Annotated in this window: 14 protein-coding genes and 1 riboswitch; of the genes, 4 read left to right on the forward strand and 10 right to left on the reverse strand. The window is 46.7% G+C overall.

All coding sequences use genetic code 11. From position 1 onward, the window contains the following. Positions 1–60: 60 nt before the first annotated feature. Positions 61–2,004 carry a dihydroorotate dehydrogenase gene (locus ACKKE8_RS20745; RefSeq protein ID WP_409174698.1) on the forward strand — a complete coding sequence of 648 codons (1,944 nt, stop codon included), beginning with the start codon at positions 61–63 and terminating at the stop codon, positions 2,002–2,004. Between the two features lie 67 nt (positions 2,005–2,071). On the opposite strand, the gene ACKKE8_RS20750 is transcribed toward ACKKE8_RS20745, so the two are convergent. From ACKKE8_RS20750 to ACKKE8_RS20770, 5 genes are all read right to left on the reverse strand, one after another. Further along, positions 2,072–3,988, reverse strand: coding sequence for a hypothetical protein (locus ACKKE8_RS20750; RefSeq protein ID WP_409174699.1), 1,917 nt, complete (start codon positions 3,986–3,988; stop codon positions 2,072–2,074). A 107-nt stretch (positions 3,989–4,095) separates the two neighbouring features. Next, positions 4,096–4,221, reverse strand: coding sequence for a GapA-binding peptide SR1P (locus ACKKE8_RS20755; protein ID WP_376897612.1), 126 nt, complete (start codon positions 4,219–4,221; stop codon positions 4,096–4,098). A 118-nt stretch (positions 4,222–4,339) separates the two neighbouring features. After that, positions 4,340–5,137 carry a lysophospholipase gene (locus tag ACKKE8_RS20760; protein WP_409174700.1) on the reverse strand — a complete coding sequence of 266 codons (798 nt, stop codon included), beginning with the start codon at positions 5,135–5,137 and terminating at the stop codon, positions 4,340–4,342. Between the two features lie 109 nt (positions 5,138–5,246). Next, positions 5,247–5,546, reverse strand: a complete 300-nt coding sequence (locus ACKKE8_RS20765; protein ID WP_409174701.1) for a DUF3055 domain-containing protein — start codon at positions 5,544–5,546, stop codon at positions 5,247–5,249. 93 nt (positions 5,547–5,639) lie between these two features. Further along, complete coding sequence (locus tag ACKKE8_RS20770; RefSeq protein WP_409174702.1) at positions 5,640–6,173, reverse strand: MarR family winged helix-turn-helix transcriptional regulator; 534 nt, start codon at positions 6,171–6,173, stop codon at positions 5,640–5,642. A 180-nt stretch (positions 6,174–6,353) separates the two neighbouring features. Between ACKKE8_RS20770 and ACKKE8_RS20775 the strand changes: the two genes are divergently transcribed. Further along, positions 6,354–6,782: a DUF1885 family protein gene (locus tag ACKKE8_RS20775; RefSeq protein ID WP_409174703.1), complete on the forward strand. Its 429-nt coding sequence runs from the start codon at positions 6,354–6,356 to the stop codon at positions 6,780–6,782. A 111-nt stretch (positions 6,783–6,893) separates the two neighbouring features. Continuing rightward, positions 6,894–7,532, forward strand: a complete 639-nt coding sequence (locus tag ACKKE8_RS20780; RefSeq protein WP_409174704.1) for a glycoside hydrolase family 73 protein — start codon at positions 6,894–6,896, stop codon at positions 7,530–7,532. 112 nt (positions 7,533–7,644) lie between these two features. Here the strand turns inward: ACKKE8_RS20780 and ACKKE8_RS20785 are convergent, their stop codons facing one another. The 5 genes from ACKKE8_RS20785 to dapD form a co-directional block, all read right to left on the reverse strand. Further along, positions 7,645–8,007 carry a DUF4912 domain-containing protein gene (locus tag ACKKE8_RS20785; protein ID WP_007723202.1) on the reverse strand — a complete coding sequence of 121 codons (363 nt, stop codon included), beginning with the start codon at positions 8,005–8,007 and terminating at the stop codon, positions 7,645–7,647. A 112-nt stretch (positions 8,008–8,119) separates the two neighbouring features. Next, positions 8,120–8,719 carry a hypothetical protein gene (locus tag ACKKE8_RS20790; protein ID WP_409174705.1) on the reverse strand — a complete coding sequence of 200 codons (600 nt, stop codon included), beginning with the start codon at positions 8,717–8,719 and terminating at the stop codon, positions 8,120–8,122. A 273-nt stretch (positions 8,720–8,992) separates the two neighbouring features. Beyond that, entirely contained in the window at positions 8,993–10,126 is a 1,134-nt protein-coding gene (locus ACKKE8_RS20795; RefSeq protein WP_409174706.1) for an N-acetyldiaminopimelate deacetylase, read from the reverse strand. 3 nt (positions 10,127–10,129) lie between these two features. Then, positions 10,130–11,344: an aspartate aminotransferase family protein gene (locus ACKKE8_RS20800; protein ID WP_409174707.1), complete on the reverse strand. Its 1,215-nt coding sequence runs from the start codon at positions 11,342–11,344 to the stop codon at positions 10,130–10,132. Between the two features lie 14 nt (positions 11,345–11,358). Next, positions 11,359–12,069 carry a 2,3,4,5-tetrahydropyridine-2,6-dicarboxylate N-acetyltransferase gene (gene dapD / locus ACKKE8_RS20805; RefSeq protein WP_409174708.1) on the reverse strand — a complete coding sequence of 237 codons (711 nt, stop codon included), beginning with the start codon at positions 12,067–12,069 and terminating at the stop codon, positions 11,359–11,361. A gap of 91 nt (positions 12,070–12,160) precedes the next feature. After that, positions 12,161–12,350: riboswitch (Lysine riboswitch) on the reverse strand. A 139-nt stretch (positions 12,351–12,489) separates the two neighbouring features. On the opposite strand from dapD, the gene ACKKE8_RS20810 reads away from it, so the two are divergent. Continuing rightward, positions 12,490–12,930: a flavodoxin gene (locus tag ACKKE8_RS20810; protein ID WP_007723194.1), complete on the forward strand. Its 441-nt coding sequence runs from the start codon at positions 12,490–12,492 to the stop codon at positions 12,928–12,930. Positions 12,931–12,956 lie beyond the last annotated feature (26 nt).

A 12,956-nucleotide genomic window follows, 5' to 3' on the forward strand; every position in this document is an offset into this window, starting at 1 on the left:
TGCAAACATTTTGAGTTAAGATGGAAATGGAAAAAATCAGGAAAGGTGGGCGATGCTGCCATGCCAGACTGGTCGTATCAAACGATGTTTCGGCCACTTCTCTTTCTCATGCCACCTGAACGGGCCCGGTCTATTACCTTGCAGTCAATCGGCACTTTGGCAAAAATTCCGGGTGGTTCGGTCATCATCGAATGGATGGGACATATGGAGCCTCCCTCACAGCTCTCCAAAACAATTGGTCCAGTCACGTTCCCTACTCCAGTCGGGTTGGGTGCCGGATTGGACCCGGAATGTATCGCCATTCAAGCGCTGTCCAAATTCGGCTTTGGGTTTCTAGAGCTGGGACCTGTGTCAAAAGAACCGATTGATTCCTACGGCACCGTTCAACGTGACATTGCCGCGATGAATATCCACTATTCCAGTCCATTGGTAAATAATGGTATATATGCCCTTGAGAGGCGCCTGAAGGGGGCATCTGGCATCCAAATTCCTATCGGAGTCAGATTGGCCTGCCGACCAGGAGCCAGCCTGAGAGAAGCCACAGAAGAGCTCCAGGAGCTAATCGTCAGATTGGAGCGTTTTTGTTCGTTTTTCACAATAGATACGCGGGCAAATATAGGGCAGCCAGAATGGAGCCATACAGCTTGGAGAGAATATTTATCCAGTTTGCGTAACAAGACGGATATGCCACTCTTGCTGGCGATCCCTCCAAGCCTTACAGAAGCGGAAGCACTCCCGATTCTTACCTCGGCAAAAGAAGCAGGACTCAACGGCTTAGTTGTCGCCGGAGGCACGATTCAGGAAGATCCACTATGCGCGAACCACTCTGTTTACATCACGGGGAGGAGTTCACACGAGCAAGCCGTCAATTTTGTCTCTTGGGCACGGGAACAGTGGTCAGATGCTCTTATCATTGGATCAGGCGGCATTCTGGAGCCACACGATGCTCTGACTTTTCTTGCAGCGGGTGCCAATTTTGTGCAGTTGCACAGTGGCTTGGTCTATTCTGGCCCCGGTTTGCCAAAACGAATTAACGAAGCCATCTTGCAAACACAACCAGATACTGACCCTAACCCACCTCAAGAAAAGCGACCTGCTTTTTTATTTCCTTCTTGGATATGGGGAATCTTGTTGGGCGTGGGCATGATTATCGGTGGGGCAATCGCTTGGCTGGTCGCCGCAACAACCGTCGTCCTCCCCTACGACGAACGTTTTCTTGGGATGTCAGCCGACCAGCTTGCGCTCTTAAATGAGCAAATCCTCTCGTTTATGTCACACGATCGGATTAGTCTGGCAGGAACGATGATATCCATAGGAATTTTGTATAGCCAACTGGCTTACCATGGCCTGCGCAAAGACATTCACTGGACGCGGACCATCTTGCTCGTCTCCGGTGCTGTTGGATTTTCCAGCTTCTTTTTATTTATCGGATACGGGTACTTCGATTACTTGCACGCGATTTTAGCGCTCGTGCTGTTCCCCATGTTTTTGCTCGCATTACGAACACCTGCAAAGGTTCATTTGACTCGCCTACCGCCTCAGCTTCACAACGATCAGGATTGGCGAATGGCTCTATGGGGACAATTGCTCTTTGTCATCATCGGATTTGGTTTGACAGGGGCTGGTATCATCATTTCGCTCATCGGCGTCACAGGTGTCTTCGTTCCTTCCGATCTTGTCTTTCTCTGTGTGTCTGCTGATACCTTGCAGTCTTACAATGAGCGATTAATTCCGGTGATTGCTCATGACCGTGCTGGCTTTGGCGGGGCATTAGTTTCGAATGGCCTTGCCGTCTTGCTGATTAGCCTTTGGGGGATCAGGCGAGGAGAAGCGTGGATTTGGTGGACATTGTTTTTAGCAGGGATTCCTGGCTTTGTTTCTGGCATAGGCATACATTTTACTGTTGGCTATGTTGATTTTATTCATCTCTTGCCTGCTTATGTCGCAGTCATTTTATTTCTCGTAGCACTCGTACTTTTGAAGCCGTATTTATGCCGGACATAAAAGAAAACAGACGAAAGAATTCCTTTCGTCTGTTTTTTTCATGGAGCCTGACTCTATTTATTCAGAATCAGTCCTCGTCTTTTTCATCATCATCTTCGTCTTCGTCTTCGTCGTCTTCGTCATCATCACCCTGAGCGAAAGCCAACGTGTAGACGTAAGGATCTTTGTCGCGATCATCTACCCAGACAATGCGATTTCCACCCATGCGCGGGTTTTCCATTTCCGCATCATCATCCCACTCGATATCGCTAAATGACCCCTCTTCGAAATCATACAGCTCAAAATAGAACTGTTTGCCTTTCCCGGACAGACGATTGTCTTCGAACAAAATCATATTGCGTGAAGCCTGTGGATTTTTCTGGTCACCTTCCGTATAGCGCAGCAACGGATTGACTTTTTGACGGTCGATGTTGTAATAGTACAAATCCCAACCCGTTTTGGAATTGCCAGTATCTTCGCTCCAAACCACGAAATTGTCGCCAAGCTCTGCTTTCTCGATTTTTACGTTATCACGAATTTCTCTCTCTTTATCATCTTCGATATCGTAGAGAACGATCGCTGCATTCTTTTTACCTTCTTCGACTACCCAGGTTGCATAGTTTTGATAAATATCAACGCTTAACGGTTCACTTTTCAGCCTTGATACCTCCGTATGCTTTCCAGTGGACAGATTTGTGATGATCACTTCTGCTCTGCGATCGACATTGACCCACAAAAGACGCTCTCCGTCGATTTCATAAAACTTCTCACTCGGCTTTTGATCATCATCTTCGTTCGTAATCTGCGTTTGGACGCCTTTACGAATATCGTAGGAGAAGAGTGCGTCTTCCCGCTGATCATACCAGACAACATAACGAGAACTTACGACAGGGCGAGCTGCATCGTGATCTGGGTCGCTGATGGCTTTGCTCGTTCCTTTTACCATATCGTAAAGAACGATGGAATTGTTATTCTTAGACTTTGATGCATAAGCGACATAACGATCGTGACCACTTGGATCAATAGGATCGCCACCTACACTCCCTAGCGGAACTTGCTTTTTCTCGTCCAGATCATACAGGTGAAGCTGGAGCCTTTTATTACTGTCCTTTTTGGCGTACAAAACATAGTCGCCATAAATTCTCGGCCCTACATTTCCATAAAGGTTGGAGTCAAGTTTCTTTTTGGACGATTTATCGACGGTACGATACATCAGATTATTATCTTCAGCATACACATAATCGTCTTTGTACATATGTACAAATTCTTTGTCATTCGAACCGTTCGTCAATTCTTTGTTTCGGCCATTGCTGATGGTATGCACGTAGATTTGATTATAGGAGCGATTCTCGTACAAAATTTTATTCGAGGAAAGAGTAGGACGCCCTTGATCACCTTTTTGGACGACAGCCTCCTTTTCTTCTCTCTTCTTGATATCGTAATAGTAAATATCGCCGTTGCCATCACGATCATCTTCCCATGCGACATATGCATCGCTTACCACTGGGTTGCTTGCTTTTCCACTCGCAGATACGATCTCTGTATCTCCAGTAGAAATTTTGTGCAGATAAACATCCCCGTTATCTGTCCAGACAACGTTTTTATCCCCTATCTCTACTCCATCGACAGAAGCTGACCCGTCAGACAAACGGGTTTCTTTTTGCTTCGCGATGTCATACAAGTAAACGTCCGAACCTCCGTCACGAGAATCGATCCACACGACATACTCACCATCGACTTTTGGATTCGTCTTCTCAGATTCCTTGTCGCCAATTTGAGTTTGCGTACCTTTATCGAGATTGTAAAGGGTTACGGCTTCTTCCCCTTCAACCATCCACACGGCATATTTTTTGGAAATGTCATAACCGGCTCCGGAAATTTCAGGCTTGCTTGCGTCGATTTTTTCTTCATCACCAATACTGTAGGCAAGCGCCGGTGTCCCGCTCCACAGAGATGTGACCAAAAGTGCAGCGGCCAGCATTCCCTGCATCGGTTTTCGCTTCATGAAACAATTCCTCCTTTTACAACGATTTTCACACTTCTCCATTATCCTCCATACGGAAAAGGTTGTCAAAAAAAACAGGCCTCAACATAGGCCTGTTGACTATTTTTTTATTCTTTTTCCTGTCTGTCACCAGGTCGGCAGTCACAGTTGCACACCGCATAAAGCGTTTTCACTGAATTACATTCAAAATGCTCGATGATGGTTCCGCAAGTCTGACATACGATAGTTCCCATCTATGTCCCCTCCGCATTCAATTGATTCACATATTACTACAAATGTTATGTTACATTCATCTTAATATGCCACGTCATTCGGAGTCAAGATGCATTTGTTGATAATTAGTATGTCACATTAAATTGAAATATTGTCATTCAACCAGTTCACGATTTTTTGCAATACTTCTTCCTTTTCAGGCTCATTCAAAATTTCGTGCCGCAAGCCTGCGAATCGTTCAAACGTTTGGCTGTCTGGAAGGCCAGCTATAAACTTCTCCACTGCATCCGCATCAACCAGTGTATCAGCACCAGCCTGCAAAACAAGGACAGGATGCTTGATTCGATGTCTTTCCTCCCACGCCTTTTCCATAGAGCGGTTCAATTCCGTGAACCATCTGACACTTACCTTGGAATAATTGAGCGGATCGTTCTGATAAGCAGCTTGAACAGCTTCGTCGCGCGATACCATGTCGGGAGTTATTCCATTAGGCATGACAAGTGTTGGCCAGACACGATCGAGAAACTGTGCCAATTGCTCCTTCCATGCTGGTACAGTCAGTTTCAGTTTCAAGCATGGAGAGGTGAGAATTAACCCTGCCAACTCTTCGCTCCGTTCATCCGTCTGAATAAAGCGAGTCGCGATGAGGCCCCCCAGACTATGACCCATCAAACATACAGGCTTCTCGCCTGACGCATCAGCAAGAGCGGTACTCGTCCACTCACGTACGCGGGACAAATAGTCTTCGAATGATTGAATATGCCCCCGTCTCCCAGGAGAACGCCCCCATCCCGGCAAATCTTCCGCATATACGTCCCAGCCTGCCTGATTGAAATAAGCCGCTACATGCTCATAGCGCCCATGATGCTCTCCTGTTCCATGGACGAGAACAATCGCTCCCCGAGAATCTTTGGCCGACCATTTATGTACACCCATTCTCACTGTTCCTCCTACAGCTTGATTTCTTTCGATTATACTAAAAAACAGGAAGGCCGTATTTTAGAGAAAAACTAAAACGAGCAGAAGATAAACTTCTGCTCGTTCCCTAATACTGATTTTCTTCAAATGGAATGGATGGTAAATGCTCCTGGAAAAACTCAGCAAGCGCGAGTGCCTCGTTCTCTGAATCCAGCCTGAAAATTTTTTGCAGGTATCCTGGATTCACCGCATCTTCAGAACTGAGAAGAGTCGATTGCCCTGTCTGCATACAGATCACCAACGGCTTCCCATAAAACTTGTGTGTAAATACCATGCCAAAGTCGTAGCGTGTTCCCTCTGAAATAAACCCAAGGAAACGTACATTAGCATTCTCCGAAACGTCGTATAAGTGGTCGTAGTGCTCCATCAGCAATCCCTCCTCAACAGTATTTTGGCCTCCGAATTTCGTGAAATATTCGGATTATTCACTAGTATAAGCGAAAAACTACGTTTTTGCCACCTAAATAGCATCATTTACCAGACGGGTCGGGTTAATGACCCTGTCTTCCCCTTCTTGAATCCATCTCACTTTTTCTGCACCATGCAACGATTGCGCGACAAAGGAGAGACATTCAAAGAACAGTTCAACTACTGCTGTACTGTATCGTTCCTCCATTTTCTCCAATGCATACGTCAATCTAAAAATATCTGGTACACTTCTTCGACTGGCTTCCAATACTTCTTTTCCTTTTTCAGTCGGGTATACGTGGACCACACGCCCATCCAACTCCGACTTTTCGATCGTCACCATGCCTTTCTCCATTAATTTCTTGATATGAATGACAATCGATGAGGGATGCCAGAAGGTCCAATCTGCAATTTGCGTGACGCGTACACCTTCATAACAGTAGATGATCCAGAGAATGTTTAACTGTACAGAGGAATCCAATTCGGCTTCCTTCGCTGCCCGCTCCCAGTCTTCTTTGTTCACCACATCGATGGCGCGCATGGTGTTTAAAGCTTCGAATACGTGTCTAATTGAGGCCTCCTGCATGCGTATATTCCTCCATGATCCTTTATCGTTCATCTAATGGCATATAAATATGATATATATTTTACACTTTTCAGAAAAAACGCGCAATTGTTTTCGGTCGCCAACTGCCTCATTGCCAAAGAGTGGAAGACAATGCTACACTTAACGCACAGAATACCGGTACTAGGAGTGAGTGCAGTCGTGAAACTTCAATCGGCCTACATCTATTTCGTTGATGGTTCTACCGCAGCATCTGTAAGTATTGACGACGTGAAAGCCAAGTTTACGCGATACGTTGACATGACTTCAAAAACAGGAAAGCAGTTGGGCTGGACCTATGCTGACGCCGCTTTCCCTTACACCCTAGAAGAACGCCCTGAAGGAAAGGACTCATGGTTCCTTCTCAAAGGAAAAGATCCAAACCTGTATAAAGCCATCGTTGTTGGAGTCGGGAGCAAAAATGAAAACGGTTCCGAAAAGCACTACATACAAGTGTCCCTCCCTGAATCGGCCACACATGGCGATAAAAACAAGGCGAATGAGTACTGTCGATACTTGGCACGTGATTATAAAGCAGAGCTCCATCTCTTCAACAAGCGGATTCAATACTTTCAACCTCGAAAGCCATAAAGAAAAATGGAAAAACAGTCGAGAAATATCGACTGTTTTTTCATGTTCAGGCCTATTCCCCCTGACCTCTTTTTCTCATACGAATAACAAAGAGTGGAAAGGGGTGAGCTTATGGATGCGCAAGCTTTTATTCAGTTGGTTGCTGACCATGCCAGGAAGACTTATCTGAGCTATCGTATCTTCCCCTCCATTATCATAGCGCAAGCCATACTCGAGTCAGGTTGGGGGAAAAAAGTACCTGTTGACCCTGCCACTGGGACATCCTCGTACAACCTTTTTGGAATTAAGGGAACGGGCCCTGCCGGCTCTGTCACTATCGAAAGCAAAGAGGTGGAAAACGGAAAGACAGTCACACGTACTTCCCAGTTCCGCGCTTATGAAAATTACCAGCAATCCATGGAAGACCATGCCCAGTTTTTAAGTAAACCCGCATACAAAAACGTGCTGGCAGCCGCTACTCCCGCACAAGCCGCACAAGCATTAGAAGAAGCCGGATACGCTACCGATCCTGCGTACGCTGAAAAGCTGACGCGCCTCATTCAGACGTACAACTTGTCTCAGTACGATCAATTCACCTCAGAAGGGCCACAAGCGTTTCCTCCCTGGAAATTGGAGCTGGGCAATCGCGCATTACAGGAGGGCTTGCTGACCTCGACTGAATGGCTAAATAAGTTAGACGAACCAATGCCAGTATGGGCTGTTTTAGCGGTTGCCCTGCGACTGCTGGACAAACAGCGAGAGAAGCCATAAGTCCATGAATAAAAATCAAAAGCCCCATTGCCACAAGTAAATCTCGTGGATAATGGGGCTGTTTCGTATAAAAATGCAGTTGCCTCAGTCGTACGTTGCTTGAGCACGTTGATCAAATCATTTGAGACCTGGACAGCGAGTAAAACCTTCCGTCCACCATCCGAATTCCCAGATCGACGCAATATTCCAATCCTTGCGTCACTCCGTACAAAATCCATTCGGAAGAACGGTGGTTGATATCAAAATCAGTGTAAAGGTCAGTGCCATCATTTCGGATCTCTTTGCGGTACGTCACATCAAAAAGGCGTAGGACAAAAGGCAGTTCAGCAAACGGAATAGCAAACTTTCGCTCTATTTCTTGCTCAAACTCCTTCGTCATGCTCCACTCTGCCTGAATGGATTGCTCATCTTTCCAGGCAATGCGTATACTCGGGCCTTCTACATCCGTGGACGATCGCGGGGGATTTGTCTCCATTCGCTCCCATCGTTCCTTTCTTTCATGTACTTGCTATCACCAAGTATATTGGCTTTTCCGTATATTATAGCACGGGGACATGCAAACTGGAAACGCATCCAAGCCATAATTTTTAACGCCCAACTGTAAATGTATTTTCACCGACGGTTACATAAGAAGTGAATTTCTCGGATTTCATTTGAACTTGTACTTTATAAGTGCCGTATGCTTCGAGTTTCGTAGATACAAAAGGCTCAGAAAAATAGAAGCTGTTTGCATTTTGTGTGGAGTATTTCCATTCTTTCCCTTTTGACACTTCTTTGCCGTCCGGTCCGATCAACACGAGTTGCATGCGCAAGTCTTTGGCTACAGGCGCGTCATCAACCTCTACAAATACGTTAAACGTACGAGGCACATTTTTATCGCTGTATCCTTTGACAGGGTTGCTGAAAACGACATTTTTATTGCGGGTCTGCTGAATCCCTTCGACCACAATAATATTTACGTTTGGCTTAATCACTTGCAATTTGCCAGATTGCTGATCGTAATCGGCGAAACCACCGAGCTTGTTCACTATTGATTCTACCGATTCGGCCTTGGATGCTGGCATTTCACTCGCTACGGTTTCCGTACCGAAAAATACGCGCATCGCACCCTCTCCCAGCGCAGTAGTGCTCCCCACCCCTGCTGCTACAGTCAACGCCAACAAGGCCGATAACCATGCTTTTTTCATGTCAATAATCCTCCTGTATGTGTGCGCGGCAGCGCTTGTTTTTCCGGAATTTTCTTCTCTCTAGTTTATACGTTTGGAAAAGGAAATAGTTGTGCTGCCCTGATAAGTTTTTTCAACAATATCCACATTATCCACAGGCACAAAAACCTTAGGAAGAAAGACTTATGCACAGAGATGTTAGCAACTACTTCTTACTCTTGACGAGAATACGGTTGGGACCGACACAGAAAAAAGAGCGGCTATCCAGCCACTCTTTTTTGCTCCTGATACCTGCTACTCCTGTTGCGAAAGCCATGTAAAATACCGGGAGACCAGTCGAATGGCAACCTCGATCGCGTCTTCATTCGGCTCAATTTTGGAATGGTGCAAGCCGTACGGCGTTTGCACTCCCAGCCAGAACAAAAAGCCGGGAATTTCTTTCAAAAAGTAACCGAAATCTTCGCCAGTCATGGCTTCCTTGCATGTGATGAGAGTTACCTCTTCACATTGTTCCTGTACCCATTGCATGAATTCTGTCGTTAGCTGCTCCTCGTTGTAAACCTGGCAGTAGCCAACACCGTAGTCAATCGTTGCCTGGCACTCAAAGCCCGCTTCTATTCCCTTTACGAGAGATTCAATGCGGCTCTTGACGAGTGCCATCGATTCCATCGAAAAGGTTCGAATGGTCCCTTCTAGCCTGGACTTCTCCGCGATGATGTTTTGCTTCGTCCCGCTCTCCAGCTTGCCAATCGTTACGACGGCCGAATCCAATGGATCTATATTCCGCGAAATAATCGATTGCAGCTGTGTCACAAGATGGCTTCCTGCAACCACCATGTCATTCGCCTTGTGGGGGAAGGCTGCATGCCCTCCTTTCCCAACCAAATCAATGTACAACTCAGAAGTGTTGGCAAACAAAATGCCTGGCTTCGTCGCAATATGACCAACTGGATATTCTGGCGCGATATGCAGGGCAAAAATGCAGTCCGGTCGCCACCCTGCAAACTCTTCACTTTCCATCATCGGCTCCGCACCGCCAGGACCTTCTTCTGCCGGCTGGAAGAGGAACAGCAAATCATCTGCTATCGGATGCTCGGTAAAATGCGTCAGAAGGCCAAGAGCAATTGCCATGTGCATGTCATGCCCGCAAGCATGCATGTATCCTTGATGAAGCGAGCGAAACGGATAGGACGTTTCCTCTACGATCGGCAAGCCATCCATATCCGTCCGCCAAGCAATTAATCGTTTTGGCTTTGTTCCTGCCAGCTTGACCAAAATGCCTGTTCGCCACGTTTTGATCTCGATTCTGTCCTGGGGCAGCTTTTTCAAATAATCGAGCAAGTATTGTTGCGTCTTCACTTCAGCGAAGCCTGGCTCCGGTATTTGGTGCAATTCTCGGCGAATTTGTGTAAACAAAGAAGTCGTCATGGCCTACGCCTCCTTTTTCGTACCTGTACTTGCTATTAACTGCTCCTCAAACACCGCAAGGAAACGGTCCACATCGGCTTTTGTCAACGTCAGTGGCGGAAGCAGACGAACAATCGTTTTCTGCGTCACGTCAACGAGTATTCCTTCGTCAAGTAATGCTTGCTGCAAGTGGCTTACCTCTTCCGGGGTGGAAGAGAGCGGAATTCCAACCATCAAGCCTTTTCCGCGAAGGGATTGCAGCTGATCGGGAAGACGCGTTCGCAACGCTTCCAAGCTCGACCACAGGTACGCAATGACTTCTTCTACGTGAGCGATGAAGGCTGGATCAAGCAATTCATCCAGCACGACATTCCCCAGGGCAGCAGACAGTGGTGACGGTGCGAACGTCGTTCCGTGATCCCCCGGTTTGAACTGGTTCATCAGCTTTGGACCAGCGATGACACCGCCGAGTGGAAGCCCTCCCCCTATACCTTTGGCGAAAAGGATAAGGTCTGGCGATACGCCTGCATGCTCATAAGCAAACAGCTTTCCTGTTCTGCCCATTCCTGTCTGGATCTCGTCCATGACGAATAGCATGCCTTCTTGTTCACAGATCGCAGCTACCTCTCGCAAGAACGCTTCCGTTAACGGCACGACACCGCCAGAACCCAAGACTGGCTCCATGAGGACCGCAGCGGGTCTTGCTTCCTGACAAATCGCTCGCAATCCATCCGTGTCTTCCACATCTAGTTCATAAACAGGAAAAGCCGGCTGAGGAAAGTCTTGATAGACGTGAGCCTGTCTCGTCAAACGCACTGCTCCGAGTGTTCGCCCGTGAAAGCTGTTGCGTAAGACAACGATGCCTTCACGATCTGCTCCCTCGTTCTTCGTCCATTTGTGAATCAGCTTGATCGCAGACTCTGTAGCCTCTGCACCAGAGTTGGTGAAAAACACTTTCCCACTAATGCTGTTCGCAACCAAACGCTCGGCCAAACGAATAGCTGGCTTGTTTAAAAATACATTGGAAATATGCAAGAAGCGCTCTCCCTGCTCACGCAGAGCCTGTACAATGCGCGGATGAGAATGCCCCAGAACGTTTACCGCGAGTCCAGTAAACAAGTCGAGATAGCTCTTCCCGTTCGTATCGTACAAGTAATTTCCCTCGCCTTTTTCTATGGCAATCGGAAGTCTTTTATAAGAGGAGACGATATATTGTTCATCGAGCGAACGCCAGTCCATTTGCACTCTCTCCCTTACAGCTGACGTAGCTCCTGCTTGATCTCTGTCTTGGAACGAGTTTTTTCATCGATTTGCTTGATCACGCGTGCAGGCGTTCCCGCAACTACTACGTATGGAGGTACATCTTCAATCACGACAGCACCCGCTGCAACGACAGCACCTTTTCCTACGCGTACACCTTCCAGAATGACAGCATTTGCTCCGATGACAACATCGTCCTCGACAACAACTGGCTGTGCAGATGGCGGCTCGATAACGCCTGCGATAACCGATCCTGCGCCGATGTGGCAGTTTTTCCCGATGGTTCCACGTCCACCTATCACAACATTCATGTCGATCATCGTACCTTCACCGATAACTGCACCGATGTTAATGGAAGCACCCATCATGATGACCGCATTGTTACCGATTGTCACTTGGTCACGGATAATTGCGCCTGGCTCAATACGCGCTTGAATCCCTTTTGTATCCAGCAAAGGAATGGCGGAGTTGCGGCGGTCGCTTTCTACTACATAATCTTCAATTTTGTCTGCGTTAGCAGCGAGCACTGGCTCAATCTCTTTCCACTCACCAAAAACAACGCCAGTAGGACCCGTAATGAAGGCTTTGGAGCTCGCACCGAAGTCGATTCCCTCCAGGTTCCCTTTCACATATACCTTCACTGGTGTTTTCTTTTCGCTTTTTTGAATAAACGCGATAATTTCGTTGGCATCCATCATGTTCATCGTTACATCCTCCTCAAAATAAAAGCATGGTAAATCAAAAAAAGCAATGAGTGCATTCGCTATCTCATTGCTCTTGATACTACATAAGCAAATCATAAATAGCGCTCCACAAAAAGACGTAAGGTCCCTTGTGACAGGATGTTCATTTTTCATGAGACACCCCAGCCTGTGCTACGTAGGGGCATAGCATAAGCTTCGGCGCTTTAGCCTTTCTTCCTTCTCCTGCCCCCTGGCAGATTGCGAAAAGACTTACTCTTCTTCGGCGCACCTCTATTTAGAGTACATTATTATAATTTTATTTAACTCTACCAAAATCAACGAAACGTGGCAATAAGAAAAAAGTTGTTGACAACGATTCTCATTTTCATTAATTTTATTTGTGAGAATGATACTCATTATCTAAATGGAGGTTTACGTTTTATGAGCATTTTGATGGTATACGCGAGCATGACAGGGAATACACAGGAAATTGCTGAAGCAATTGCAGAAGGTATTCGTTCAACTGGTGCTGAGCTGGAGATAAAAGAAGTAATGGACGCGAACGCAAAAGAACTCGAAGCTTACGACGGAATCTTGCTTGGCGCCTACACATGGGGCGATGGCGAACTGCCAGACGAATGCCTAGATTTTTATGAGGAAATGGACGATATTGACCTCAGCGGGAAAAAGGTTGTTGCTTTTGGCTCTTGCGACTCCGCTTATGAGCATGTCGGTGCAGCTGTTGATATCCTGTTGAAAAAAGCGAGCGAGCGAGGCGCGGAAACTCCTCTGGAAGGATTGAAAATCGAGCTTTCTCCTACTGCTAAAGAAGTGGAAACTTGCAAAGCATTTGGGGTATCGTTTGCTGAATTGCTCGGCTAATTGATGTTTCCCAAATACTCTGGCAC

Origin of the sequence: Brevibacillus fortis (genome assembly GCF_046196545.1) — a bacterium.
In the GTDB taxonomy this organism is placed as follows: Bacteria; Bacillota; Bacilli; order Brevibacillales; family Brevibacillaceae; genus Brevibacillus; species Brevibacillus fortis_A.